Source organism: Ruegeria sp. BB6 (genome assembly GCF_056539385.1).
The window spans coordinates 552,828-577,839 of the sequence record NZ_JBQFUW010000002.1 but is presented as its reverse complement, the minus strand read 5'-3'; the positions used below and the strand labels follow the sequence as shown (position 1 = coordinate 577,839).

The 25,012-nt window shown below is 59.5% G+C and carries 25 protein-coding genes; 23 read left to right on the top strand and 2 right to left on the bottom strand.

What is annotated here, in order from left to right; genetic code table 11:
- Nucleotides 1-204: 204 nt before the first annotated feature.
- The gene (locus ACR0B7_RS07235; RefSeq protein WP_170384398.1) at nucleotides 205-429 is read right to left on the bottom strand and encodes a DUF1127 domain-containing protein; all 225 of its coding nucleotides are present in this window, start codon (nucleotides 427-429) and stop codon (nucleotides 205-207) included.
- 911 nt (nucleotides 430-1,340) lie between these two features.
- Here ACR0B7_RS07235 and mraZ point away from each other — a divergent pair.
- From mraZ to ACR0B7_RS07190, 9 genes are all read left to right on the top strand, one after another.
- Nucleotides 1,341-1,844, top strand: a complete 504-nt coding sequence (gene mraZ, locus ACR0B7_RS07230) for a division/cell wall cluster transcriptional repressor MraZ (protein WP_170483912.1) — start codon at nucleotides 1,341-1,343, stop codon at nucleotides 1,842-1,844.
- Nucleotides 1,845-1,848: 4 nt separating this feature from the next.
- Nucleotides 1,849-2,841 carry a 16S rRNA (cytosine(1402)-N(4))-methyltransferase RsmH gene (gene rsmH, locus ACR0B7_RS07225; protein ID WP_170483910.1) on the top strand — a complete coding sequence of 331 codons (993 nt, stop codon included), beginning with the start codon at nucleotides 1,849-1,851 and terminating at the stop codon, nucleotides 2,839-2,841.
- On the top strand, nucleotides 2,838-3,206 hold the full coding sequence (gene ftsL / locus ACR0B7_RS07220) for a cell division protein FtsL (protein ID WP_170384392.1): 369 nt from the start codon (nucleotides 2,838-2,840) through the stop codon (nucleotides 3,204-3,206). Before rsmH ends, ftsL begins: the two co-directional genes overlap by 4 nt.
- Nucleotides 3,203-4,990 carry a peptidoglycan D,D-transpeptidase FtsI family protein gene (locus tag ACR0B7_RS07215; protein ID WP_170576561.1) on the top strand — a complete coding sequence of 596 codons (1,788 nt, stop codon included), beginning with the start codon at nucleotides 3,203-3,205 and terminating at the stop codon, nucleotides 4,988-4,990. The genes ftsL and ACR0B7_RS07215 overlap by 4 nt, the downstream gene beginning before the upstream one ends.
- A gap of 22 nt (nucleotides 4,991-5,012) precedes the next feature.
- Nucleotides 5,013-6,494, top strand: a complete 1,482-nt coding sequence (locus ACR0B7_RS07210) for a UDP-N-acetylmuramoyl-L-alanyl-D-glutamate--2,6-diaminopimelate ligase (RefSeq protein ID WP_170483908.1) — start codon at nucleotides 5,013-5,015, stop codon at nucleotides 6,492-6,494.
- On the top strand, nucleotides 6,491-7,885 hold the full coding sequence (locus tag ACR0B7_RS07205) for a UDP-N-acetylmuramoyl-tripeptide--D-alanyl-D-alanine ligase (protein ID WP_170576560.1): 1,395 nt from the start codon (nucleotides 6,491-6,493) through the stop codon (nucleotides 7,883-7,885). Before ACR0B7_RS07210 ends, ACR0B7_RS07205 begins: the two co-directional genes overlap by 4 nt.
- A gap of 24 nt (nucleotides 7,886-7,909) precedes the next feature.
- Entirely contained in the window at nucleotides 7,910-8,992 is a 1,083-nt protein-coding gene (gene mraY / locus ACR0B7_RS07200) for a phospho-N-acetylmuramoyl-pentapeptide-transferase (RefSeq protein WP_170576559.1), read from the top strand.
- 150 nt (nucleotides 8,993-9,142) lie between these two features.
- Entirely contained in the window at nucleotides 9,143-10,543 is a 1,401-nt protein-coding gene (murD, locus tag ACR0B7_RS07195; RefSeq protein WP_170576558.1) for a UDP-N-acetylmuramoyl-L-alanine--D-glutamate ligase, read from the top strand.
- A 105-nt stretch (nucleotides 10,544-10,648) separates the two neighbouring features.
- A complete protein-coding gene (locus tag ACR0B7_RS07190; protein ID WP_480681179.1) occupies nucleotides 10,649-11,023 on the top strand; it encodes a glycine zipper family protein in 375 nt (124 codons plus the stop codon).
- Here the strand turns inward: ACR0B7_RS07190 and ACR0B7_RS07185 are convergent.
- Nucleotides 11,020-12,198 (bottom strand): BaiN/RdsA family NAD(P)/FAD-dependent oxidoreductase, encoded by a 1,179-nt coding sequence (locus ACR0B7_RS07185; protein WP_170483898.1) that lies wholly within the window; start codon nucleotides 12,196-12,198, stop codon nucleotides 11,020-11,022. The two genes, ACR0B7_RS07190 and ACR0B7_RS07185, sit on opposite strands and share 4 nt — an antisense overlap.
- A 137-nt stretch (nucleotides 12,199-12,335) precedes the next feature.
- On the opposite strand from ACR0B7_RS07185, the gene ACR0B7_RS07180 reads away from it, so the two are divergent.
- The 14 genes from ACR0B7_RS07180 (at nucleotide 12,336) to lpxC (ending at nucleotide 24,969) form a co-directional block, all read left to right on the top strand.
- Complete coding sequence (locus ACR0B7_RS07180) at nucleotides 12,336-12,734, top strand: rhodanese-like domain-containing protein (RefSeq protein WP_170483896.1); 399 nt, start codon at nucleotides 12,336-12,338, stop codon at nucleotides 12,732-12,734.
- Nucleotides 12,735-12,907: 173 nt separating this feature from the next.
- A complete protein-coding gene (gene ftsW, locus ACR0B7_RS07175) occupies nucleotides 12,908-14,071 on the top strand; it encodes a putative lipid II flippase FtsW (RefSeq protein ID WP_170384375.1) in 1,164 nt (387 codons plus the stop codon).
- Entirely contained in the window at nucleotides 14,071-15,168 is a 1,098-nt protein-coding gene (locus tag ACR0B7_RS07170; RefSeq protein ID WP_170483894.1) for a UDP-N-acetylglucosamine--N-acetylmuramyl-(pentapeptide) pyrophosphoryl-undecaprenol N-acetylglucosamine transferase, read from the top strand. Before ftsW ends, ACR0B7_RS07170 begins: the two co-directional genes overlap by 1 nt.
- Entirely contained in the window at nucleotides 15,165-16,574 is a 1,410-nt protein-coding gene (gene murC, locus ACR0B7_RS07165) for a UDP-N-acetylmuramate--L-alanine ligase (protein WP_170576557.1), read from the top strand. The genes ACR0B7_RS07170 and murC overlap by 4 nt, the downstream gene beginning before the upstream one ends.
- Before the next feature lie 74 nt (nucleotides 16,575-16,648).
- On the top strand, nucleotides 16,649-16,897 hold the full coding sequence (locus ACR0B7_RS07160; RefSeq protein WP_170410981.1) for a DUF2484 family protein: 249 nt from the start codon (nucleotides 16,649-16,651) through the stop codon (nucleotides 16,895-16,897).
- On the top strand, nucleotides 16,894-17,148 hold the full coding sequence (locus ACR0B7_RS07155; protein ID WP_170483890.1) for a DUF2484 family protein: 255 nt from the start codon (nucleotides 16,894-16,896) through the stop codon (nucleotides 17,146-17,148). Before ACR0B7_RS07160 ends, ACR0B7_RS07155 begins: the two co-directional genes overlap by 4 nt.
- A 45-nt stretch (nucleotides 17,149-17,193) precedes the next feature.
- Nucleotides 17,194-18,120, top strand: coding sequence for a UDP-N-acetylmuramate dehydrogenase (gene murB / locus ACR0B7_RS07150; RefSeq protein WP_170483888.1), 927 nt, complete (start codon nucleotides 17,194-17,196; stop codon nucleotides 18,118-18,120).
- Between the two features lie 101 nt (nucleotides 18,121-18,221).
- Entirely contained in the window at nucleotides 18,222-19,145 is a 924-nt protein-coding gene (locus ACR0B7_RS07145; RefSeq protein WP_170483886.1) for a D-alanine--D-alanine ligase, read from the top strand.
- Nucleotides 19,133-20,134: a cell division protein FtsQ/DivIB gene (locus tag ACR0B7_RS07140; protein ID WP_170483884.1), complete on the top strand. Its 1,002-nt coding sequence runs from the start codon at nucleotides 19,133-19,135 to the stop codon at nucleotides 20,132-20,134. Before ACR0B7_RS07145 ends, ACR0B7_RS07140 begins: the two co-directional genes overlap by 13 nt.
- Nucleotides 20,135-20,142: 8 nt before the next feature.
- Nucleotides 20,143-21,477 (top strand): cell division protein FtsA, encoded by a 1,335-nt coding sequence (gene ftsA / locus ACR0B7_RS07135; protein WP_170411978.1) that lies wholly within the window; start codon nucleotides 20,143-20,145, stop codon nucleotides 21,475-21,477.
- Nucleotides 21,464-21,877 carry a hypothetical protein gene (locus ACR0B7_RS07130; RefSeq protein ID WP_480681175.1) on the top strand — a complete coding sequence of 138 codons (414 nt, stop codon included), beginning with the start codon at nucleotides 21,464-21,466 and terminating at the stop codon, nucleotides 21,875-21,877. The genes ftsA and ACR0B7_RS07130 overlap by 14 nt, the downstream gene beginning before the upstream one ends.
- Before the next feature lie 113 nt (nucleotides 21,878-21,990).
- A complete protein-coding gene (locus ACR0B7_RS07125; protein WP_170483879.1) occupies nucleotides 21,991-22,170 on the top strand; it encodes a hypothetical protein in 180 nt (59 codons plus the stop codon).
- Nucleotides 22,171-22,224: 54 nt separating this feature from the next.
- Complete coding sequence (gene ftsZ, locus ACR0B7_RS07120) at nucleotides 22,225-23,835, top strand: cell division protein FtsZ (protein WP_170483877.1); 1,611 nt, start codon at nucleotides 22,225-22,227, stop codon at nucleotides 23,833-23,835.
- A gap of 213 nt (nucleotides 23,836-24,048) precedes the next feature.
- Nucleotides 24,049-24,969 (top strand): UDP-3-O-acyl-N-acetylglucosamine deacetylase, encoded by a 921-nt coding sequence (gene lpxC, locus ACR0B7_RS07115; RefSeq protein WP_170483875.1) that lies wholly within the window; start codon nucleotides 24,049-24,051, stop codon nucleotides 24,967-24,969.
- Nucleotides 24,970-25,012: the final 43 nt, after the last annotated feature.

The window sequence follows — 25,012 nt, the reverse complement described above, 5'->3', positions numbered from 1 at the left end:
TAAGACGCGGCGACGTCAGGGAGGAGGAGAGACGTCGCCGCGCGCTTTCAACACCGAGAAAGGGAGGAGGAGTACCCGGTGTATCAGTTTCCGGCAGTTAGGGCCGGTATAAGGTGCGGCGACATTAGGGAGGAGGAGAAATGTCGCCGCTGAAATACAGGTCCTAAGGGAGGAGGAAGGACCTGATCTCGGTATATGTTGCGCTTAGCGCGCGTAGTGTTCTTCGGCCGCTTGCATTGCCAGGCGGCGGATCATCGAACGGTGCAGGCCCAGATCGGCCAGCTCGCGGTTCGACAGTTCCGACAGTTCGTTCACCGTCTGACGGTAGATGCGATAGCGACCGTACCGGGTTTTTGCGGCCTCGATCAGCGAAGCCAGGCCGGTTGCCGGAGCGCTTTCAAGCGCGGTCTGATGTGTTGCTACAGCCATGTGCGTAACCCGGTTTGTTGTGTCGTTGCCGGTGTCTGCCGGCGTTTGCTTGAGACTGAAAATAAGCCAATGCTGCGGTTGCACAATAGGTCACGTGATCATTGCTGCTATGCGGCAAGCGCATGGATATCAAAGAGTTGTAAACCTGAGTGGGAAAGTGCCTTTAAAATATGACTTTTCATAGGTGGCGCCTTGGTGAGTGGTTTTCACGTAGATACTGCAGTGCATGATTTTGCCGCCTCTTTGGGCGAGGTGTCCTGAAATTTGGGCGATTTGAAATTTTGTGGCCGCATTTCGCGGAGGTTGGCCTCGGTTTCAAAGGGTCACGGGAATTCATGGGTCCTTTCCGGGAATGGTCTTTCGTCTGGCGGTTTTATTGGGAATTGGGCGCAGTCGATTCGTCGATATCAGGTGAGGTACGCGGCCACTTTCAGTCAAAAACACGATTCTTGAAATTTTTTTGGGAAATCGTGGGATAACTTGGACGGGCAACTTTTGGCTATATAATGTGTCTAAATGTCCTTATGGCACAATTTGTGGGTAAACTTTGGTGTTTTCAACTTCGTTTCTGTTGGATATGTTCATTGAATCGCAGTTGCGTGCTAAAAATTCCTGTTGATTTCCATGATTTCCCATGTCATCCCTTATTCATCCGATGAGGACGAGGCACATGGGGCACCAAACGACCCCGAACCAAAAAAATTCAGGTTTCATACAGGCATCTCGCTTTCATCACTCAAGAGATCCGGCGCGCGGGCGAGCAGACATCCCCCCAGGTGGCGCGCGCAGCTGGACATCCCGCAAGGCGGGTCAATGCGGCGGGTTGATCAGTGGCAGCAGATCAACCCGCCGTTTTTCATCCGGGGGGAACGTGAATTTTAGGTGGGGCGCAAGCGAAAGGGACAGTCGTCTTGGCGCGCAGGTTTAGAGGTGAAAGCCACCATAAGGTGGACACGAAGGGCAGGGTCTCGATCCCGGCCTCTTTTCGCCGTGTGCTTGAATCCTGTGACCCCAACTGGCAGCCCGGCAATAATCCAGAGCTTGTGATTGTCTATGGCGACCACCGTCGGAAATTTCTTGAATGCTACACGATGCGGGCGATTGACGAAGTTGATGACAAGATCGACGCTCTGCCGCGCGGTTCGATGCAGCGGAAGCTGCTGCAGCGCATGTTCCATGGCCAGTCCTTCCCGACAACGGTGGATGAGACCGGCCGTCTGGTGTTGCCGGCCAAGCTGCGCAACAAGATCGGACTTGAGGGCGAGGCATTCTTTATCGCGGCCGGGGATACGTTCCAGATTTGGAAGCCCGAGACATATGAATCGGAAGAATTGGCTTCGGCCGAAGAATGGTTGGACGAACAGCCGGGGGACTTTGATCCTCTGGAGTTCCTAGACGGCACCGGGGATGCGTAACGGCATGGCCGGCGCTGAGACCCCCACCAAGAAACCTCACATTCCTGTCCTTCTGCGTCCGTTGCTTGCAGCCGTGGCGCCCGTGTCTGGCGTCTGGCTGGATGGAACCTTTGGTGCCGGAGGGTATACACGCGGCTTGCTGGATGCTGGTGCTGAAAAAGTCATCGGCGTGGATCGGGATCCGCTGGCCTTTGAGATGGCCGCTGATTGGGCGGGGGAGTATGGCAACCGGCTGGTGATGCAGCAGGGCGTGTTCTCTCGGATGGATGAATATGCGCAGGATCTGGATGGGGTGGTGCTGGACCTTGGGGTCTCGTCCATGCAGCTGGATCAGGCCGAGCGCGGTTTTTCTTTCATGAAAGACGGTCCGCTGGATATGCGTATGAGCCAGCAGGGTGAAAGCGCCGCTGATCTGGTCAATTCGGCAAGCGAGGCGCAACTGGCCGACATCCTTTTCCATTTTGGCGAGGAACGCGCCAGCCGCCGGATCGCCAAGGCCATCGTAAAGGCGCGGGCCGAGGCGCCGATTACCACGACGCTGCGTCTTGCAGAGATTATAGAATCCTGCCTTCCGCGTCCAAAGCCGGGTCAATCGCATCCGGCGACGCGCAGCTTTCAGGGTCTGCGGATCGCGGTGAACGCGGAATATGAAGAACTGTTCCAGGGGCTCATGGCGGCTGAGCGGGCGTTGAAACCGGGCGGGCAGCTTGCGGTGGTGACGTTTCACTCGATCGAGGACCGTATGGTCAAACGGTTCCTGCAGTCCCGTGCTGGCAAGACCGGGCGTGCAAATCGGTATGCGCCGGAAGTGGAACAGGACCAGCCGCAGTTTACGCTCAAGACCCGCAAGGCTGTTGGGCCGGATGAGCAGGAATTGCAGGAAAACCCGCGCGCGCGCTCGGCCAAGCTGCGTGTGGCTGTGCGGACCGAGGCACCGGCGGGGGAAATTGAAGCCCGCGCCATTGGGATGCCGCAACTTGGGGGAAGGGCAAGATGAAAAGTGTATTGTATGTGTTGACTGCCTTGGCCGTGTTCGGATTGGCGCTTTGGGCGTATCAAGAGAATTACCGCACCCAGCAGGTCGTGAAAGAAACTCAGAAGTTGCAGCGCGAGATTGGCGTGGCTCAGGTGCGGCTTGCGGTCCTGAACGCTGAGTGGGCGTATCTCAACCGCCCGGATCGCCTGCGCGAGCTGGCCGACCTGAATTTTGAGCGTTTGGGCTTGCTTCCCCTGCGCGCCGAACAGTTTGGGCGGGCTGACCAGATTGCCTATGCAGAAGACCCCGACCTGCCAATCGTGGATCCGTTCGAGCTGCAGGCACTGACCAACATTCAGGCTCTGGGCGAGGTGCAGATCCCATGACGCGCACGCCACTTCGCCCTCTGGCCCATATTCTCGACGCGCGCGCGCGGGGGGAAAACCCCAAGGCCATCGAGCGCGAGAACATTCGCCAACGCCACGAAGACATGAAGGATCACGCCCGCGCCCGTGCGGAAGGGCGGCTTTTGGTGCTCGGCCTGTTCTTTTTCTGTGCCTTCGCGGTGGTGGGTATCCGAATGGGGATGCTGGCAACGTCTGAGGCGCAAGAGCCGCTGGCCAGTGCGCCGGGGGCTGCGATTGCGATGCAGCGGGCCAATATCGTCGACCGCGAGGGGCGAATTCTGGCAACCAATCTGGATACCTATTCGGTCTATGCCCAGCCGCCCCTGATGATCGACCCTGTGGCTGCCGCCGATCAGTTGGTCGCGATCTTTCCTGATCTGGAAAAAGAACGACTGGTCAAGGACTTCACCGGCGACCGCAAGTTCCTGTGGATCAAAAAGCGCATCTCTCCCGAGCAGAAGCAGGCCGTCCACGACATTGGTGATCCTGGCATCCTGTTCGGCCCACGCGAGATGCGGTTGTATCCTAATGGCAAACTGGCCGCGCATATTCTTGGCGGATCGGGCTTTGGGCGCGAAGGCGTCAGCGCTGCCGAGGTGATTGGCGTTGCCGGGGTCGAGAAGCAGTTCGACGACTATCTGCGCAATCCGGCGAACGGCAACAAGCCGCTGCAACTGTCGCTGGACCTGACCATTCAGGCTGCGGTCGAGCAGGTCCTGTATGGCGGCATGAATATCATGAACGCCAAGGGTGCCTCGGCCGTTCTGATGAACGCGCATACGGGCGAAGTGATCTCTGCGGCGTCGTTGCCGTCATTCGACCCCAACGACCGTCCGCGCCCACCGACCTCGGGCTTTGATCCCTCTGACAGCCCCTTGTTCAACCGCTATGTGCAGGGTGTTTACGAACTGGGATCGGTCTTCAAGATCTTCACGGCTGCGCAGGCGGTGCAACTGGGGCTGGTGAACTCTGAGACGATCATCGACACCTCTGGGCCGATGAAAATCGGGCGTTTCCCGATTGGTGAGTTCAACGGCAAGAACTACGGAAAAATCAGCGTTGCGGATGTGATCGTCCACAGCTCGAACCGGGGTACCGGGCGGTTGGCCCTGCAAATCGGGGCGCAGCGGCAGCAGAATTTTCTGCGCGCACTCGGCATGTTTGAGCCCACACCCTTTGAGATTGTCGAAGCCGCTGGCGGCGAGCCTCTCAAGCCCAAGAAATGGGGCGAGTTGAGCACCGTAACCATCTCTTACGGCCACGGGTTGTCGACCAGCCCCATGCATCTGGCCGCCGGGTATGCTGCGATCGCCAACGGCGGGCACTACGTCAGCCCGACGATCTTGCGAAAGAACGGCCCGCAGTATGGTCCCCGCGTGCTGTCACATGGTGCCGCGCTTCAGGCGCAGAAGATGTTGCGCAAGGTGGTTACGGACGGGACAGCCAGCTTCGGTGACGTGGCGGGTTATGATGTTGCGGGTAAAACCGGCACAGCTGACAAACCGAAACCACGCGGCGGCTATTATGACGACAAGGTCATCGCGACGTTCGCGACGATCTTTCCGGCCTATGATCCCAAATATGTTTTGATCGTCACGCTGGACGAACCCTCCATTGTTGCCTATGGCGAAAAGCGCCGCACGGCGGGCTGGACAGCGGTGCCCGTGGCCGCCGAATTGATCGGTCGCATTGCGCCTTTGCTGGGGTTGCGTCCCCGGCTTGAGCCTGAGGCGCGCGCTGCTATAAAGCTGACCTCAAATTAGACTGTCCGGCAAGAGGTGGGCGATGGGCACAAGGACAAAGAAACTCAGCCAACTGGCCCTGACCGCCCGAGGTGGCGCAAACCCCGAAATTACCGGGCTCGCCGTCGATAGCCGAGAGGTCAAGGACGGCTACTTGTTCGCTGCCCTTCCCGGAACGCGGGTTCACGGGGGCGAGTTTATTCAGTTCGCCCTGCGGATGGGCGCAGCGGCCATCCTGACGGACGCCGAGGGTGCTGCGATTGCGGCGGATGAGTTGTCGGGCTCGGATGCCGCGCTGGTCGTCGTCGAGGACCCTCGTCAGGCGTTGGCGGGATGTGCTGCACTTTGGTTCGGCGCGCAGCCGCAGACCATCGTTGCCGTGACCGGGACAAACGGCAAGACATCGGTTGCAACCTTTGTGCGGCAGATCTGGATGGAGCTGGGCCACGCCGCAGTCAATCTTGGCACAACCGGGGTTGAGGGGGCATGGACTGCGCCACTGGCCCATACAACGCCAGAGCCTATCACCCTACATCGGTGTCTGGCAGAAGCGACTGAAAACGGCGTGACCCATGCCGCGATGGAGGCGTCCTCGCACGGTTTGGAACAAAGGCGCTTGGATGGGGTGAACTTGTCTGCGGCGGGGTTTTCAAATTTCACGCAGGACCATCTGGACTACCACGAAACATTCGAGGCCTATTTTGCGGCCAAGGCGGGTCTGTTTGATCGCGTGCTGCCACAGGATGGAACGGTCGTCATCAACATGAGCGACCCCAAAGGCACGCATATCCGCAAGATCGCCGAAGACCGTGGGCAGGATGTGCTGACCGTAGGTTTGGGGGATGCAGACCTGTGTCTGATGAACCAGCGGTTTGACTCCACGGGTCAAGACCTGCGCTTTTCATGGAAGGGAAAGGTCTTTCAAACGCGCCTGAACCTGATCGGAGGGTTTCAGGCCGAGAATGTCCTTTTGGCCTGCGGGCTTGTGATCGCTGGCGGAGAAGACCCCGAGCGTGTCTTTGAAACCTTACCGCACCTGACAACCGTGCGTGGACGCATGCAACTGGCCGCAACGCGAGAGAACGGGGCGGCGGTTTTTGTGGACTACGCCCACACGCCGGATGCGGTTGCAACCGCGCTCAAGGCGATGCGTCCGCATGTCATGGGCAGGCTAATTGCAATCGTTGGTGCAGGTGGCGATCGGGACGCGGGGAAGCGCCCTCTGATGGGCAAGGCTGCTGCGAACAACGCCGATGTGGTTTTCGTAACGGATGACAACCCGCGCAGTGAAGACCCCGCAGCGATCCGCGAGGCCGTGATGCAAGGGGCACCGGGTGCAACCGAAGTCGGTGACAGGGCCGAGGCCATTCTGCGCGGTGTCGATGCCTTGCAACCCGGCGACGCGCTGCTGATTGCAGGCAAGGGGCATGAGACCGGCCAGATCGTCGGTGATCAGGTTTTGCCATTTGATGATGTGGAACAGGCCAGCATAAGCGTGGCTGCCCTTGACGGGAGAGTCGCATGACCTTGTGGACCGCATCCGAGGCCGCCCAAGCCACCGGCGGGCATACGACAACCGATTGGACGGCGGACGGCGTGTCGATTGATACGCGAACCCTGCAGCCCGGCGATCTTTTTGTAGCGTTGAAAGCGGCGCGCGACGGGCATGAGTTCGTCGCGCAGGCGTTGGAAAAAGGGGCAGGGGCCGCGCTGGTGTCCCGTGTTCCTGATGGTGTATCTGAAGACGCGCCCTTGCTGGTCGTGGACGACGTTCAGGCAGGGTTGGAGGCGTTGGGGCAGGCCGCGCGTGCGCGCACGGGCGCGCGGGTGATGGGGGTCACGGGCAGCGTCGGGAAGACCTCGACCAAGGAAATGCTGGCTAACATCTTGGAAACGAAGGGAAAAACTCATGCCAGCGTAGCCAGCTACAACAACCATTGGGGCGTTCCCCTGACATTGGCGCGTATGCCACGCGACACAGAATATGCCGTGATCGAGATTGGCATGAACCACCCCGGAGAGATTGCGCCCTTGGCACGGCAGGCCCGCCCGCACGTGGCGTTGGTGACCACTGTAGCGGCCGTCCACCTTGAGGCGTTCGAGTCCGTTGCCGGGATCGCCCATGAAAAGGCCGCTATTTTTGAAGGTCTGACCAAAGGCGGCGCGGCTATCGTTAACGCGGATGTAGAGCACGCAGAAATTCTGCGTGAGTGTGCCCTGGAAAACGGGGCTGGGGTTGTAGAGTTCGGGCGATCCGCTGCGGACTATGTCCTGAAGGACGTCACGCAATCGCCCGATTCGATCCATGCCGCGGCGATGGTCGGCGATGTCCAATTCGCGTTTGACGTACAATCTGCCGGAACGCATTTCGCGATGAACGCGCTGGGGGCATTGGCCGCTTGTGTCGAGTTGGGCGTCGAGCTGGAAGAAGCGATTGCTGGATTGGCCCGGTGGTCTCCGGTCAAGGGGCGCGGGGTGCGAGAGCAGATTGCGCTTTCTGCTGGTGGTCAGGTCGAATTGCTGGACGACAGCTATAACGCCAATCCAACCTCGATGGAGGCCGCGCTGGACGTGCTGGCCGCGTCACAGGGTAACCGCAAGATCGCATTCTTGGGCGATATGAAAGAGTTGGGTGCTCAGGAAGCCGAAATGCACGCCAATATGGTCCGCGTGGATGCCATGCAGCGGGTTGATCGTGTTCATTGTATCGGCCCGCTGATGAAGGCGCTTCACGACGCTTTGCCGGACGAAAAACGTGGTCTGTGGTTTGAAACCAGCGCTGAAATGGCGGCGCATTTGCCGGAGTTGATACAGGCCGGTGACACGGTATTGGCCAAAGGCTCTTTGAGCATGGCTTTGGCGCAGATTGTTGACGGTCTGCGGAAAATGGGGCAAGGGAGCGCGCTTGACCCATGATCGCCGCACGAGAAAGGTTTTAATATGCTCTATTGGTTGACCGGCCTGTCGGACGGGGGGGATTTCTTCAACCTCTTTCGGTACATCACGTTCCGTGCAGGCGGCGCTTTCATGACTGCGTTGATCTTTGGTTTCCTGTTTGGAAAACCGCTGATCAACGTATTGCGCAGAAAGCAGGGCAAGGGTCAGCCGATCCGGGATGACGGTCCCGAAGGGCATTTCTCAAAGGCGGGAACGCCAACCATGGGCGGTCTGCTGATCGTGGGGGCGCTGGTGACGTCGACTCTGGTCTGGGCGCGGTGGGACAACCCCTATGTCTGGATGGTGCTGTTTATCACTTTGGCTTACGCGGCGATCGGTTTCGCAGATGACTACGCCAAAGTGTCCAAGCAGAACACCAAGGGCGTTTCGGGCAAGATGAGGCTTGCTCTGGGGGTCATTATTGCCGTTCTTGCTTCGCTTTGGGCGACTTTGCACCATCCTGAGGCTTTGCAGAACCAGTTGGCCGTGCCAGTTTTCAAGGACACGCTGGTAAATCTGGGAGTGTTCTACATTCCGTTCTCGATTGTCGTGATCGTGGGCGCGGCGAATGCCGTGAACCTGACGGATGGGCTGGACGGGCTTGCGATCATGCCTGCTATGATCGCGGCATCGACGCTGGGGATCATCGCCTATGCGGTGGGCCGGGTCGACTTTACCGAATATCTGGATGTGCATTATGTGCCGGGAACGGGTGAAATCTTCATCTTTACCTCGGCGCTTTTCGGCGCGGGGCTTGGGTTTCTTTGGTACAACGCGCCGCCCGCCGCTGTGTTCATGGGCGATACCGGTTCATTGGCTTTGGGGGGCGCGCTGGGAGCAATCGCAGTTGCCACCAAGCACGAGTTGGTGCTGGCCGTTGTCGGTGGTCTGTTCGTTGTCGAAGCGCTGAGCGTGATCATTCAGGTTTTGTACTTCAAGCGCACCGGACGCCGCGTGTTCCTGATGGCACCGATCCACCATCACTATGAGAAAAAAGGGTGGGCAGAGCCGACGATCGTGATCCGGTTCTGGATCATTTCCCTGATCCTCGCAATGATTGGACTGGCGACACTGAAAGTCCGGTAGCGCTCCCGCCAGGTTCGGCGGACCTTTGGTCCACCTGCCACCTGTTGGGCCCGGCTCACGCTGGCGCGCGAGCCTGTCTACGCCCTTGCCAATGAAGGGGTCTTCTGCGCAGGGTGACGCCTAAACCAAAGTCAAAAAAGGGTGGGCAGCATGATCCCGGTCAAAGGGTTTTCAGGACATAAAGTTGCGGTTCTGGGGCTTGGCCGGTCAGGGCTGGCCGCCGCACGCGCATTAAGGGCTGGCGGCGCAGAGCCGGTCTGTTGGGATGACAACCCAGCGGCCCGCGAGAAGGCGGAAGGCGAAGGTTTTGCCTGCGCCGATCTTCTGCATCATGGTGCGTTTGACGACATCGCCTCGCTGATCGTTTCGCCGGGGATTCCGCATCTTTATCCTGACCCGAACCCGGTGGTGGCCGCCGCTTTGGATGCGGGCGTGCCTGTGGACAATGACATCGGGTTGTTCTTCCGGTCTTTCGCGGGGGCGGAATGGAACAACTACGATATGCCTCCGCGCGTGATTGCGGTGACGGGATCGAACGGCAAATCGACCACGGCCGCTTTGATCCACCATATCCTGACCGAAGCGGGGCGAGAGGCTCAGCTGGCCGGGAATATCGGGCGGGGCGTTCTGGATATTGAGCCGGGCGGGGATGGCTCTGTCGTGGTGCTGGAACTGAGCAGCTATCAGACGGAACTTGCCCGAGCCTTGACGCCGGATATCGCGGTTTTCACCAATCTTTCGCCAGATCATCTGGATCGCCACGGTGGAATGGGAGGGTATTTCGCGGCCAAGCGGAGGCTGTTTGCCGAAGGCGGACCGGATCGCGCCGTGATCGGCATTGATGAGAAAGAGGGGGCGTTTCTGGCCGGTCAACTTGCCGAAGGGCCCTCGGACGACCGGGTGATCCGCGTATCGGTTGCGCGCAAACTGACTGGACCCGGATGGCAGGTCTTTGCGCGCAAGGGGTTTCTGTCCGAATACCGCAAGGGTCGGCAGGCCGGGTCGATTGACATGCGCGGGATCAAGGGGCTGCCCGGATCGCATAACCACCAGAACGCTTGCGCCGCCTACGCAGCCTGTCGCGCGCTGGGGTTGGCCCCCCGCGTGATCGAGGACGCCCTGCACAGCTATCCCGGCCTGCCACACCGCAGCCAGATCATCGCCGAAGCAGATGGCGTCGCCTACGTGAACGACTCTAAGGCCACCAACGTAGACAGTGCGCTAAAGGCGCTGAACGCGTTCGGCAAAATTCGCTGGATTTGCGGCGGACTGGAGAAAGAGGGCGGATTGTCGGCACTAAATGCTGCTTCGGCGCGGGTAATCAAAGCCTATGTGATCGGGCGCGAGGCTGCCGGATTTGCCATCCAGCTTGACGCAGACACTCTGGTCTGCACCACCATGGCCGAGGCTGTGGCACAGGCCATGTCGGACGCCCAGCCGGGTGAAACCGTATTGTTGGCGCCTGCGGCGGCCAGTTTTGACCAATACGACAGTTTCGAGCGACGCGGAGAAGACTTCGAGGCGCAGGTTCGGCAAAGACTGTCGGAATAGTCATTTGCAATAGACCGCCGGTTGAGCCAAGTTAAGTTGCTATCAGCTTGACGCGCCAAGATTATTGGTTTTGCCTGCCGTCAAATTCAACGTGAGGTTATGATTATGCCATACCGTAAATTCTCTGTGATCCTGCCCGCCATCTTGGTGGTAGGAGCCTGCACCAATGTCGGTGCCAACTACCAGCCGATCGTCGATGGACCCGTTGGGCCAAACTACAACGCGGATCTGGCCCAGTGTCAGGCGCTTGCGCGGTCGCAGCCGACGGTTGATGGCCGTACGGCGGGCGCTGCTGCGATTGGCGCTGCGGGTGCTGCCGGTACCAAGGCGATCATTGACGATAGTGCCAGCGATCTGGGGCGTGCCGCCGTTGCAGGTGCGCTGGTAGGTGCGGGTGCAAGTGCGATCAACAACACCCAAAATCAGGAAGTGATTGTGCGCAACTGTATGCGCGGACGTGGGTATAACGTCGTAGGTTAACGCCCCGCGATTGCAGTTCCGGCGGCGTGGCCCGATGACCAGGCCCACTGGAAGTTGTAGCCGCCAAGCCAACCTGTGACATCCACTGCTTCGCCAATCGCATAGAGGCCGGGGACATCCCTGGCCTCCATCGTTTTGGACGACAGGTTGTCAGTGTCGATCCCGCCAAGCGTGACCTCGGCGGTGCGGTAGCCCTCGGTTCCGGATGGGGTCAGTTGCCAGTTAGACAGGGCTTTGACCAGTTCCGACAGAGCGGCATCGGATTGGTCGGCCAAGTTGCCTTGCATGGGGATGATGCGGCTGAGGTATTCCACCAGACGACCGGGCAGGTGCCGGGCCAGTTCGGTGGTCAAAGCCTTGCGCCCTCCGGCCTGCCGCTGATCGCGCAGCACGTCATACAGCGCGAGATCAGGAATAAGATTGACGCTGATGTCCTCGCCCTCGCGCCAGTACGAGGACAGTTGCAGGACGGATGGCCCGCTGAGGCCGCGATGGGTGAACAGCAGCGCTTCGTCGAAACTGGTGCGCGCGTTTGATAGGCGCGCTGGCAGGGATACGCCCGAGAGCTCCTTGAATTTTGCGTCCGAGAACGTAAACGGCACCAGCGCCGCCCGTGTATCGGTCATGCGCAGGCCGAATTGTTGCGCGATGTCATAAGCCAGCCCTGTCGCGCCCATCTTGGGGATCGACTTGCCGCCCGTCGCCAGCACCAGATTGCTGCAGGTTAGGGTGACGCGCTGCCCTTCACGATCGACGTCAAGGGTAAACCCGTTTTCGGTTTTGCGAAGGTCCCGCAACTCGGTGCGGACCCACAATTCGGCCCCGGTTGTGGCCATTTCATCCAGCAGCATCTGAATGATCTGTTTTGAGGAGCCGTCGCAGAACAACTGCCCCAGCGTTTTCTCATGCCACGCGATACCGTGCCGCCCGACCAAGTCGACGAAATCCCACTGAGTGTACCGCGCCAGTGCGGATTTGCAGAAATGCGGGTTCTGCGACAGGAAGTTGCTGGGACCTGCATACATGTTCGTAAAGTTGCAGCGCCCGCCGCCCGAGATGCGGATTTTCTCGCCCGCGGCTTTCGCGTGGTCGATCACCAACACGCGCCCACCGCAATGGGCGGCGCACATCATACCGGCTGCGCCGGCGCCAAGGATGATCGTGTCAAAGTCCATGTGCTGCGCATGGCGCGGATTACAGAGGATGGCAAGAGGGCTTGGCACTGGCCACGTTTGTTGTCACGCTTTCTTTGATGCTATGAGCTGCGAGGTGTTCTCTGCACCGACGCACGAATTTTTAGGGAAGGGCCAACATGTCTCAGACAATAACTAAGGGAATCAAGGCGCTGCTGGACGAAGCGAATGCGGTTGTTTCGTCGGTTTCGGTGGAGCAGGCACAGGCCATGATGGATAGCGACGACCACGTTCTGATCGACCTGCGCGACATTCGTGAACTAAAGCGGTCTGGCAAAATACCAGGGGCATTCTCATGCCCCAGAGGGATGCTCGAGTTCTGGATTGACCCCGAAAGCCCGTATCACAAGGACATCTTCGACCAAGACAAGACCTATGTGTTCTATTGCGCCAGCGCGTGGCGGTCGGCGCTCAGTGCCAAAACCGCGATGGAGATGGGGCTAAAACCAGTCGTTCATATCGAAGGCGGGTTTACCGCTTGGGCCAAGTCCGGCGCGCCGATTGAAGAAGTTGAGTAGTCAGATTTAGGCCAGCATCATTCTGCGAACTCCCGTCACGGCGGGACTTTGCTGACGACGCGCTGTTTTTGCTCAAACCCCTCATTTTACTGGCCCAGACGCAAAAATCGGGATAGACTCTCAATCAGATCCCGAAAACGGGACGTGAACGAGGCAGAGAGTGGCGGTATCTCATGACTGAGATGGTGTATGGCGCGGTCCAGGACCAGCGCGGCGAACCGATTCTACCAAAGTGGTGGCGCACGATTGACCGCTGGACAATGTCCTGCGTTCTGATCCTGTTTGTCATCGGCTTGTTGCTGGGGCTGGCGTCCTCACCGCCGCTGGCCGGTCGTAATGGGTTCGACCCGTTCCATTACGTTGAACGACAGGCTCTGTTCGGTGGCTTGGCGCTGATCGCGATGCTGCTGACCTCGATGATGTCGCCGACATTGGTGCGGCGTCTGGCGGTGCTGGGCTTTCTGGGCGCGTTTGTGGCGCTGGCTTTCCTGCCTGTCTTCGGGACCGATTTCGGCAAGGGCGCGGTACGCTGGTACTCGCTGGGCTTTGCCTCGCTGCAACCGTCCGAGTTTCTGAAGCCCGGCTTTATCGTCGTGGCCGCGTGGCTTTTGGCTGCGTCGCAAGAGATCAACGGCCCTCCGGGGCGGTTGTGGTCTTTTGCGTTGTGCATGGCGATCGTGGCGATGTTGGTGCTGCAACCCGACTTCGGTCAGGCTTGCCTGATCCTGTTCGGCTGGGGTGTGATGTATTTTGTGGCCGGTGCGCCGATGCTGCTGCTGGTCGGCATGGCGGGCGCGGTCGTTCTGGGCGGGATGTTTGCCTATTCCAACTCGGAACACTTTGCGCGCCGCATTGACGGGTTCCTGAACCAAGAGGTCGATCCGACCACCCAGCTAGGCTATGCCACCAACGCCATTCGCGAGGGCGGGTTGTTCGGGGTTGGCGTGGGTGAAGGTCAGGTGAAGTGGTCCTTGCCTGATGCACATACAGATTTCATCATCGCTGTGGCGGCTGAAGAATACGGGCTGATCCTCGTGTTGATCATCATCGCGCTTTATTCCCTGATCGTCGTGCGTTCGCTCCTGCGGCTGATGCGTGAACGCGATATGTTCATCCGTCTGGCCGGAACCGGTCTGGCCTGCATGTTTGGCGTTCAGGCAATGATCAACATGGGTGTGGCCGTGCGCCTGCTGCCTGCCAAGGGCATGACGCTGCCGTTTGTCAGCTATGGCGGTTCCTCGCTGATCGCGGGTGGTATTGCGGTTGGTATGCTGTTGGCCTTTACCCGAACCCGGCCACAGGGTGAACTTGGCGACATTCTGCGCGGACGAGGTTGATGACAGCACCTTATCTTCTGATTGCGGCTGGCGGCACCGGGGGTCACATGTTCCCGGCGCAGGCTCTGGCCGAAGCTATGCTGCACAAAGGCTGGCGCGTCCGCCTGTCTACCGATGCGCGCGGTGCGCGTTATACTGGCGGCTTTCCCCATTCGACCGAGATTGTCGAGGCATCCTCGGCCACTTTCGCGCGGGGCGGTTTGGCTGCCAAGGCAATGGTGGGGCCAAAGATCGCGGGCGGCGTGACCAGCATGGCGATGCAGATGATGCGCGACCGGCCTGACGTGGTTGTGGGCTTCGGCGGATACCCCTCAATCCCTGCGTTGGGGGCGGCGACATTGCTGAATATCCCGCGCATGATCCACGAACAGAACGGTGTGTTGGGCCGCGTGAACCAGTTGTTTGCCAAGCGCGTGGCGCAGGTGGCCTGCGGTGTCTGGCCCACGGACCTGCCCGACGGCGCACAGGGCGTCCACACCGGCAACCCGGTCCGCGCTGCCGTGTTAGAGCGCGCGGCGTCAGGGTATATTCCCCCCGGTGATTACCCGATGTCCGTCCTTGTTATGGGCGGTTCACAGGGGGCACGTATCCTCAGCGACGTTGTGCCCGGCGCGATAGCGGCACTGCCGGAAGAGTTGCGTGCCCATATCCGGGTGTCTCATCAGGCGCGGGATGAGGACGGCGAACGCGTCACCGCGTTTTACGCCGACAACGGAATTCGTGCCGAAGTCCTGCCATTCTTCGATGACGTCCCGCGACGCATGTCCGACGCGCAACTTGTCATCAGCCGCTCGGGCGCCTCCAGCGTCGCCGATATCTCGGTGATCGGGCGGCCTTCGATCCTGATCCCCTTCGCCGCCGCTGCCGGAGATCATCAAACGGCCAATGCGCGTGGGCTGGTGCAGGCAGGCGGTGCGATCATGATCCCAGAAAACCTGCTTGACGTTCCCGCGCTGACCGAGCAAATCACCGCAGTTCTGACTAACCCCGAAGCCGCGCAAAAGATGGCCCACGCCGCCCTCTCGACCGGGGCGCCGGATGCGACCGAGCGTCTGGTACACCTCGTCGAACAGTTGGCGCAGAAGGAGACCACATGAATCCAGCAACCAAACTGCCGCAAGACGTAGGGTCGATCCACTTTGTCGGGATCGGTGGGATCGGGATGTCCGGGATCGCAGAAGTTCTGCTGAACCTTGGGTACAGGGTGCAGGGCTCGGACCTGAAGGCGTCCAAGATCACCGACCGTCTGGCCAGTTTGGGGGCCGAGATTTTCGTAGGCCAGCGCGCCGAAAACCTTGAAAATGCAGCCGTTGTGGTTGTGTCTACTGCGATCAAGCCGGGTAACCCCGAATTGGACGGAGCCCGTGCACAGGGTCTGCCAGTGGTGCGCCGCGCGGATATGCTGGCCGAGTTGATGCGCCTGAAGTCGAATATCGCCATCGCCGGAACGCACGGCAAAACCACCACCACCACCATGATGGCCGAGCTGATGGTGGCGGGTGATTTCGACCCCACCGTCATCAATGGCGGCATCATCCATGCCTATGGCTCGAACGCGCGGATGGGGCAGGGCGAATGGATGGTGGTCGAGGCCGACGAATCGGATGGCTCGTTCAACCGTCTGCCCGCGACCATTGCCATCGTCACCAATATCGACCCCGAGCATATGGAGCATTGGGGCGATTTCGATAAGCTCCGCGACGGGTTCTATGAGTTCGTCTCGAACCTTCCTTTCTACGGCCTCGCGGTCTGTTGCACTGACCATGCCGAGGTGCAGACGCTGGTCGGCCGTATCACCGACCGCCGCGTGCGCACTTATGGGTTCAATGCGCAGGCTGATGTGCGGGCGGTGAACCTGACCTATAAGGGCGGCGTCGCGCATTTCGATGTCCACCTGCAATATGAAGACACGGTGATCGAAGGCTGTACGCTGCCGATGCCGGGCGACCATAATGTCTCGAATGCGCTGAGCGCCGTGGCCGTTGCCCGCCATCTGGGTATGAAAACTGCAGAAATCCGCGAGGCTTTGGCCAATTTTGGTGGCGTCAATCGTCGTTTCACCAAGGTGGGAGAGGTCGACGGTGTCACCATTATCGACGATTACGGCCACCATCCGGTTGAAATCGCAGCCGTATTGAAAGCTGCGCGTCAGGCTTCCGAGGGCCGCGTGATTGCCGTGCATCAGCCGCACCGGTATTCGCGCTTGTCGAACCTGTTTGACGATTTCTGCACCTGTTTCAACGACGCCGACGTGGTCGCCATTGCCGACATCTTTGCCGCAGGAGAAGACCCGATCGAGGGGGCGTCGCGCGATGATCTGGTGCAAGGTCTGATCCGCCACGGCCACCGCCACGCCCGCGCGTTGCTGGATGAGAACGATCTTGAACGTCTGGTCCGCGAACAAGCCCGCCCCGGGGACATGGTTGTCTGTCTTGGTGCCGGTACGATCAGCACGTGGGCGAATGGTCTGCCCGAGCGTTTGCTGCGGAAGCAAGCTGGATAAGGCAATGGACTCTGTCCGCGCACAACCTTAAAGAGCGTGGTCGGAATCGCCAGAAAGCGTCCTTGGAGGGGCGAATGGTTTATTCAGTGCTATTTGCAGGATTGTGGGTTGTAGCCTCGACCGCCGTGGCCATGCTGCCTTTGCGCCTGCAGTTTCCACCCGGCGTTGTTTTGTTCGTCAGCGCGCCGGCGTTGATTGTCTGGCTGGGCTACGACTTTGGTTGGTTCTTCGCTGTGCTGGCCTTCGCAGCTTTTGCGTCAATGTTCAGAAATCCCATCCGTCACTACTGGCGACGGTGGACAGGGCAGGAGGTTGACGAATGAACCTGTCTCTTGCCCTCGCTTTCGGGTGGGGGATCGCCGCGAATGTTCTGGCGATGATCCCCAGCAAAGACAACCACTGGACCAGGGCTTATGTCCTTATCTTGGTTGGTATCCCAATCCTTGGCTATGTCACTTTGCAAAACGGTCCCTGGATTGGATTGATCGTTCTGGCGGCGGGGATGTCCGTGTTGCGTTGGCCGGTGATCTATCTGGGACGGTGGGTGCGCAAAGTACTTGGCGCAACGCCCTGACCAATACGGCTTGCGTTGCAGGTTCAAATCCGCGAATTAGCAGGCATGACATCTCTACCCACGCCACGCGGCAAACTCTCTGAAAACCGACCTTTGAACGATCTCACCTGGCTGCGCGTCGGCGGTCCGGCGGACTATCTGTTTCAGCCAGCCGATTTGGATGACCTGAGGGGTTTCCTGCGAGAGCTACCCGAGGACATGGCGGTTTTTCCGATGGGTGTCGGGTCCAATCTTATCGTGCGTGACGGAGGGCTGAGGGCGGTTGTGATCCGTCTGGGGCGCGGTTTCAACGGGATTTCCGTCGAAGGTAACCGCGTAACGGCGGGTGCTGCGGCGCTGGATGCGCATGTGGCGCGTAAGGCGGCGGATGCAGGGGTGGATCTGACGTTCCTGCGCACCATTCCCGGGTCCATCGGTGGAGCCGTGCGCATGAACGCCGGGTGCTATGGCAGCTATACGGCGGACGTTTTGCGCAAGGCGACCATAGTGACGCGTCAGGGTGACGTTGTGGAGTTAACCCCTGACGAGCTGAATTTCAGCTATCGCCAGTCCGATCTGCCCGAGGGTGCCGTGCTGATCTCGGCGACGTTTGAGGGGCCTTCTGCTGACCCGCAGGTCTTGCATGATCGCATGACCGCGCAACTGAAGAAACGCGACGAAACCCAGCCCACCAAGGATCGCAGCGCTGGGTCCACTTTTCGTAACCCAGCCGGATTTTCCTCGACCGGTCGCGCCGATGACGTGCATGATCTGAAGGCGTGGAAGGTGATCGATGACGCGGGAATGCGCGGTGCGACCAAAGGCGGCGCACAGATGAGCCCCAAGCATTCAAATTTCATGATCAATACCGGTACAGCCACCGCCGCCGACCTGGAAGGTCTGGGCGAAGAGGTGCGAAAAAAGGTTTACGAAACAAGCGGCATCACGCTAGAGTGGGAAATCATGCGGGTCGGTGATCCGCTGACAGATTAAGACCCCAACCGTCAGACCAAAACAGGCAAATTCAGGCGACGGATCAAGGGTATAAACGTATACGGACCACCAGATAAGGTCCGGGGACATTGAGGCGCTAAGTGGGTAAGTCGAGCAGGACACACCCCAAAGTGGCGGTATTGATGGGCGGCCCCTCGGCGGAACGCGAGGTGTCACTCAGCAGCGGGCGTGAATGCGCAGCCGCCCTCAGGGGAGAAGGCTTTGAAGTGGTCGAGCTGGACGCGGGTCCCGACCTTTCCGCGCGCCTTTTGGATATCAATCCTGACGTTGTTTTCAACGCTCTGCACGGACGCTGGGGCGAGGATGGGTGTGTGCAGGGTCTGCTGGAATGGATGCGGATTCCATATACACACTCAGGTGTTCTGGCCTCAGCTTTGGCGATGGACAAGCAGCGCAGCAAAGAGGTTTATCAAGCCGAAGGTTTGCCCGTCGTACCCAGCGTGATCGTGCCCAAGGTCGAGGTTGTAGAAGTTCACGTGATGGAGCCACCCTACGTGGCCAAGCCCAATAACGAAGGGTCCAGCGTCGGGATTTACATCGTTCACGAAGGTTCCAACGGACCGCCGCAACTGTCGGATGATATGCCCGAGCATGTCATGGTCGAAAAATACGTGGCCGGGCGCGAACTTACGGTGACCGTGATGGGCGACCGCGCCCTCACCGTGACCGAGATCATGACGGATGGTGGTTGGTACGACTACGATGCCAAGTACAAGCCGGGCGGATCTTGGCACGTACTGCCTGCTGACATTCCACAGGACATCTTTCAGCTCTGTATGGAATATGCGGTGAAAGCCCACAATGCTTTGGGCTGCCGGGGCGTAAGCCGTACCGACTATCGCTGGGATGACAGCATGGGCGCGGACGGGTTGTTCCTGTTAGAGACAAACACTCAGCCGGGCATGACGCCGACGTCTCTGGTGCCGGAACAGGCCGCGCATTGCGGCATGACGTTTGGACAGCTTTGCGCCTGGATTGTGGAGGACGCCTCATGCGACCGCTAAGAGCCACCCGCGCACCTGTCATTCACCGATCAAAACCATTGTCGGGGCCGGACGCTGAGTTCGCGTCGGGTGATCACCACGATGTTGAGCCGAAGCTGCGTTTACAGGGGGCAAAGCTGTTTGGCCGCAAGTCCCGGCGCTTTGATCCCGCGCCCTCGCGCCTCAGCTACCGGATGCAACGCTGGATGCTGACACCGGGCGTGCGGCGTGGCTTGAAGGTTGGGCTGCCGATTTTTGCGATCTGCGCGGCCATCGGTCTCTATTTCGGGTCACAGGATCGACGCGACGCCTTGGTGGCTTATGCAAACGATATCAAAACGTCCATCCAGCAACGCCCCGAATTCATGGTCAATCTGATGGCGATCGACGGGGCAGGAACCGGTCTGGCGGAAGACATCCGCGCGGTTGTGCCGCTGGATTTCCCGATCAGCTCCTGGGATCTGGAGGCAGATCAGATCCGGGATACGATCACGGCGCTGGACCCTGTCAAATCGGCCACGGTGCGCGTGCGGCCGGGTGGCATCCTGCAGGTGGACGTGGTCGAGCGTCAGCCCGTCGTTGTCTGGCGTACCCGTCGCGGGACCGAGCTGTTGGACGACACGGGCGCGCATGTGGAGCGTATTGCCTCGCGCAAGGATTACTCGAGCCTGCCGCTGATTGCTGGCAAGGGCGCTGATGCGCATGTCCCAGAGGCATTGGAACTGCTGGCGACCGCGCGCAGCCTTGGCAACAGGGCGCGCGGTTTGGTGCGCATAGGCGAACGCCGGTGGGATCTGGTGTTGGACCGTGGTCAGCGCATCATGCTGCCAACCGAACGCCCCGTGCGCGCACTGGAACGTGTGCTGGCCGTAAACGAAGTTCAGGACCTGTTGGAGCGCGACGTGGCCGTGGTTGACATGCGCCTCGGCCAGCGACCGACAATCAGGATGACCAAAGCCGCCAGCGAAGACTGGTGGAATACAAAAGTAGATGTGAGTAGCGGGCAGTAACGATCATGATGACCGACCTTTATCAGTCTCAACGGGCCATGCGGCAAATGCGCAGACAGGCGATGCAGCGCGGTGTGGTCGCTATTTTGGATGTCGGCAGCTCAAAGATTGCCTGCCTTGTGCTTCGGTTTGATGGTGCTGGCCGCCTGAACGAAGACAGCGGGATCGGATCGCTGGCTGGTCAGTCCGGGTTCCGTGTGATCGGTGCGGCAACGACCCGGTCCCGTGGCGTGCAGTTCGGTGAAGTCACCGCCATGCAAGAGACTGAGCGCGCCATTCGGACGGCCTTGCAGACAGCGCAGAAGATGGCTGATATCCGAGTGGATCACGTAATTGCATGTTTCTCGGGGGCCAATCCCCGATCATACGGGTTGGACGCTCAGGTCGATCTAGAGGGGCAGGTCGTGACCGAGGCTGAAGTTGGCCGCGTTTTGAATGCCTGCGACGTACCGGATTATGGCGCCGGTAGGGAAGTGCTGCACGCGCAGCCGGTGAACTTTGCGTTGGACAACCGCTCTGGCCTGATCGACCCACGTGGTCAGATGGGGCAATCGCTGGCAGTTGACATGCACATGCTTACAGTTGACGCCGTTGCGATCCAGAACATCGTGCGCTGTATCAAGCGCTGCGATCTGGAGCTCGCCGGAATTGCGAACTCGGCCTATGTGTCAGGAATCTCTGCGTTGGTTGAGGATGAGCAAGAGCTGGGCGCAGCCTGTATCGACATGGGTGGTGGCACGACCAGCGTGTCGATCTTCATGAAAAAACACATGATCTACGCCGATTGCGTGCGTATGGGCGGTGATCACGTGACCTCGGACATTTCCATGGGGTTGGGCGTTCCCGCGAGTGTGGCCGAGCGGATCAAGACTTTTAACGGCGGCGTTCATGCGACCGGAGCGGATGATCGCGACCTGATCGACATAGGCGGCGATACCGGCGATTGGGAACATGATCGCCGGACCGTAAGCCGCGCCGAACTGATTGGCATCATGCGCCCTCGGGTAGAGGAAATTCTTGAAGAAGTCCGCGTTCGATTGGACGCTGCCGGTTTTGAGCATATGCCCAGCCAGCAGATCGTTCTGACCGGCGGAGGAAGTCAGATCATGGGTCTGGATGGGCTAGCTACCCGTATTCTGGGACAGCGCGTTCGTCTGGGTCGCCCACTGCGCGTCCACGGGTTGCCGCAATCTGCAACGGGGCCGGGCTTTTCCTCTGCTGTTGGCCTCAGCCTGTTCGCGGCACATCCGCAGGACGAATGGTGGGACTTTGAAATTCCCGTCGACACCTATGCCGCGCGGCCTTTCAAACGCGCGGTGCGCTGGTTCCGTGACAATTGGTAAGGCACTGGTCGCGGCGTTTTTTGCCGCGACTCCGCTTACCTTGCACGCGCAGACCCGGATCACTCCCGAAGCGTTTCTGGAAGCTGTTCAGGGCAAGACCGTCAAGTTTCATTTATATCCCGACGGCGATCTGGTCGGCACTGAGGAGTTTCTCAGTCCGACTCTCTCGGTCTGGCGAATGGAGGGCAGGGGCTGTGTTTACGGTCAGATCACAACCCCGGACGGGCAAATCTGTTTTCTGTACGATGACGACCCGGACGGTGTACCCGTTTGCTGGTGGCCCTTTCTGCACGAAGGCCGCCTGCTGGTTCGCCTGACGACCTTTGCCTATACCGAAATCCAAGAAGTGCGCAGCATAACCGAGGACGGTCTGAACTGCCCAAGTCCCCAAATTAGCTAAAGAAATGTGTTGCGGACCGTGCTGTAATATCCCAAAATGTCCATAAGGCACGTCAGATGCCTCGCGGCAGGACCAGAGCAGTTTCCCGCACCTGAAAACCGATGGAAGTTCAAGTGACGCGCCCGTCAGCCTTGGTGCGTGGGTCGCGTGTTTTGTGGTGCTTTGAGTTCATTCCGCAACATCTGGCAATCAATGCGAAATACGGCGATGATCCGCCTTATTTCCTCCATATTTTGTGGATTCCAGCGATTTTTGGCGTGACCTTTGCCGTTTCGGTCGGTAGAATTGTTTAAGGATAGGTAAGAAAAACACCGCTTTGGCGGATCATATAAACAGGCGGACTGAGCATGACATTGAATCTTTCGATGCCCGGGCACGACGAACTGAAGCCTCGGATTACTGTATTTGGCGTTGGCGGTGCAGGCGGTAACGCAGTCAATAACATGATTGAAAAGCAGTTGGATGGCGTGGATTTCGTGGTCGCCAATACCGACGCACAAGCGCTGCAGCAAAGCCATTCTTCGGCTCGGGTGCAGTTGGGCGTCAAGGTGACTGAGGGTCTGGGTGCGGGTGCGCGTCCGACAGTAGGCGCAGCCGCCGCCGAAGAAAGCATCGAGCAGATTGTGGATCATCTTGCCGGCGCGCATATGTGCTTCATCACCGCCGGTATGGGTGGTGGCACCGGCACGGGCGCTGCCCCGATCATCGCTCAGGCCGCCCGTGAGCTGGGCGTTCTGACCGTTGGCGTTGTGACCAAACCCTTCCAGTTTGAAGGGGCCAAGCGGATGCGTCAGGCCGAAGACGGCGTTGAGATGCTGCAAAAGGTCGTTGACACACTGATCATCATTCCGAACCAGAACCTGTTCCGTCTGGCCAATGAAAAGACCACGTTTACCGAGGCGTTCTCGATGGCAGACGATGTCCTGTACCAGGGCGTCAAAGGTGTGACCGACCTGATGGTGCGTCCTGGCCTGATCAACCTCGACTTTGCTGACGTTCGCGCCGTGATGGACGAAATGGGCAAGGCGATGATGGGAACGGGCGAGGCCACCGGCGAGGATCGCGCTGTTCAGGCGGCAGAGAAAGCAATCGCCAACCCGCTGCTGGACGAAATCAGCCTCAAAGGGGCAAAGGGTGTGCTGATCAACATCACCGGTTCGCACGACCTGACCTTGTTCGAGCTGGACGAGGCGGCAAACCGCATCCGCGAAGAGGTCGATCCCGAAGCGAACATCATCGTCGGTTCGACGCTGGATACCGCGATGGAAGGTGGCATGCGCGTTTCGGTTGTTGCAACAGGCATCGACGCCAGCGAAAAACACGAAGATGTTCCGGTTGCACGACGCTCGATGTCCGCTCCGCTGACTCGCACGGTTGCGGCGGAAGAACAGGCTCAGGAAGAAGCCCCCGCCGCCGCAGAAATGGCGGAACCTGCACCTCAGCCCGAAGTGAACCGCGAACCTTCGTTGTTCGAGGCGTCAGAGGAGGTTTCGGAGCCGCGATTTGAGCCCCGTGCCGAGCAGGAAGACGATGGCCTTCCCCCTCCGGCTTATCAGCCGCAAGTGGCCGAGTTTGAACCGACCCCTGCACCAGTAGAAGCTGCGCCGGAAAGCTACGTCGCACCTCAGCCCCAATCTGCTGCGGGCACCCCGTCGCCCGAGGCTTTGCAGCGTTTGCAGGCAGCGGTTCAAAACGTTCCCACTTCCGAGCGTGGCCATGCTGCGCCCCATGCGCAAACGCCTCAGTCAGCACCGCAGCCAGAGGCCGACCGGCCCCGGTTCGGGTTCAACCGGCTGATCGACCGGATGACGGGTCACGCCGCTGACACACCGGCTCAACCGCCGCGCCAACAGCCCGTCATGCGCCAATCTGACGCTACGGCACCTGCGCAGGATGAGGTCGATCCCGAGCAGGATCGCATCGAAATTCCCGCCTTCTTGCGCCGTCAAGCGAACTGATCGCGGTAACAAAATACTCTGGAAGGGTCGCCACTTGGCGGCCCTTTCTTGTTTAAAAGCAGGTATTTAAGGGGGTGTAAGCAGTCTTTTGCCGATCTGTTACACTCATGTTTCATTCAGTTACAAAGAGTGAGTTGAGCCTTTGGTCAGGGTTCCTTAACTGAATGACCAACACGGCCAAAGCAGGCTGGACACCACTCACCGAGGTTCATTTTGCAACACACGCTCAAATCTCCGATCACGTTTACAGGCGTCGGGCTGCACAGCGGCAAGCCTGCCACGATGGTCCTGAAGCCGGCCGCGGCCGGTCATGGCATCTGGTTCAAACGGACGGATATCGATTTGGGCAATGCATTGATTCCTGCCATCTACGACGTGGTCGAGCGTACGCCGCTATGCACCCGTCTGGTCAACGAAGCGAGTGTGTCCGTATCAACCGTCGAGCATATCATGGCAGCCCTGGCGGGTTGCGGTGTCCATAATGCGCTGATCGAGATTGACGGCCCCGAAGTGCCAATCATGGATGGTTCGTCCATAGAGTTCGTGCGTGGCATCATGGCCAAAGGCGTTCGCCGTCAGGCCAGCCCGGTTTTGGCCTACGAGGTGCTCAAGCCGGTGAACGCAGCCCGAGAAGGGGCCTGTGCCTCGATTGCGCCTGCGGATGGTCTGATCATCGACTTCCACATCGACTTTGAAGACAGCGCCATCGGAAGCCAGACAAAGACTCTGGATATGCGCAACGGCTCGTTTGCACGTGAGCTGAGCGATTGTCGTACGTTCTGCCGTCGAACCGATGTCGAAGCGATGCGTGAGAATGGCCTGGCTCTTGGTGGAACACTTGATAACGCGGTCGTCGTTCAGGGCGACGACGTACTGACCCCCGGCGGGTTCCGTCGGGCAGATGAAGCCGTGCGCCACAAGATGCTTGATGCTCTGGGTGACCTGTATCTGGCAGGCGGACCCATCCTGGGTCACTTCACTGGTGACAAGTCGGGCCACGCCATGACCAACACTTTGCTGCGCAAACTGTTTGAAACGCCGGGTGCCGTGCGTCCGATCCTGTGCACGCCCGAACAGGCCGCGCGTCTGCCGGGTCAGGGTCTTGTCTGGGACGAAATCCCCGAAGTCGCCTGATTGGATCAACTCTGTCGACAATTGCACCTGAGGGCTTACTAAG

Bases quoted from the DNA above. Each gene is read 5' to 3' on its own strand.
- murC (WP_170576557.1), top strand. From the start codon at position 15,165: ATGAATCCAGCAACCAAACTGCCGCAAGACGTAGGGTCGATCCACTTT.
- ACR0B7_RS07140 (WP_170483884.1), top strand. From the start codon at position 19,133: ATGCGACCGCTAAGAGCCACCCGCGCACCTGTCATTCACCGATCAAAA.
- ACR0B7_RS07180 (WP_170483896.1), top strand. From the start codon at position 12,336: ATGTCTCAGACAATAACTAAGGGAATCAAGGCGCTGCTGGACGAAGCG.
- ACR0B7_RS07170 (WP_170483894.1), top strand. From the start codon at position 14,071: ATGACAGCACCTTATCTTCTGATTGCGGCTGGCGGCACCGGGGGTCAC.
- rsmH (WP_170483910.1), top strand. From the start codon at position 1,849: ATGGCCGGCGCTGAGACCCCCACCAAGAAACCTCACATTCCTGTCCTT.
- murB (WP_170483888.1), top strand. From the start codon at position 17,194: ATGACATCTCTACCCACGCCACGCGGCAAACTCTCTGAAAACCGACCT.
- ftsA (WP_170411978.1), top strand. From the start codon at position 20,143: ATGACCGACCTTTATCAGTCTCAACGGGCCATGCGGCAAATGCGCAGA.
- murD (WP_170576558.1), top strand. From the start codon at position 9,143: ATGATCCCGGTCAAAGGGTTTTCAGGACATAAAGTTGCGGTTCTGGGG.
- ACR0B7_RS07215 (WP_170576561.1), top strand. From the start codon at position 3,203: ATGACGCGCACGCCACTTCGCCCTCTGGCCCATATTCTCGACGCGCGC.
- ftsZ (WP_170483877.1), top strand. From the start codon at position 22,225: ATGACATTGAATCTTTCGATGCCCGGGCACGACGAACTGAAGCCTCGG.
- ftsW (WP_170384375.1), top strand. From the start codon at position 12,908: ATGACTGAGATGGTGTATGGCGCGGTCCAGGACCAGCGCGGCGAACCG.
- ACR0B7_RS07190 (WP_480681179.1), top strand. From the start codon at position 10,649: ATGCCATACCGTAAATTCTCTGTGATCCTGCCCGCCATCTTGGTGGTA.
- ftsL (WP_170384392.1), top strand. From the start codon at position 2,838: ATGAAAAGTGTATTGTATGTGTTGACTGCCTTGGCCGTGTTCGGATTG.
- ACR0B7_RS07210 (WP_170483908.1), top strand. From the start codon at position 5,013: ATGGGCACAAGGACAAAGAAACTCAGCCAACTGGCCCTGACCGCCCGA.
- ACR0B7_RS07205 (WP_170576560.1), top strand. From the start codon at position 6,491: ATGACCTTGTGGACCGCATCCGAGGCCGCCCAAGCCACCGGCGGGCAT.
- mraY (WP_170576559.1), top strand. From the start codon at position 7,910: ATGCTCTATTGGTTGACCGGCCTGTCGGACGGGGGGGATTTCTTCAAC.
- ACR0B7_RS07160 (WP_170410981.1), top strand. From the start codon at position 16,649: ATGGTTTATTCAGTGCTATTTGCAGGATTGTGGGTTGTAGCCTCGACC.
- ACR0B7_RS07185 (WP_170483898.1), bottom strand. From the start codon at position 12,198: ATGGACTTTGACACGATCATCCTTGGCGCCGGCGCAGCCGGTATGATG.
- ACR0B7_RS07235 (WP_170384398.1), bottom strand. From the start codon at position 429: ATGGCTGTAGCAACACATCAGACCGCGCTTGAAAGCGCTCCGGCAACC.
- ACR0B7_RS07155 (WP_170483890.1), top strand. From the start codon at position 16,894: ATGAACCTGTCTCTTGCCCTCGCTTTCGGGTGGGGGATCGCCGCGAAT.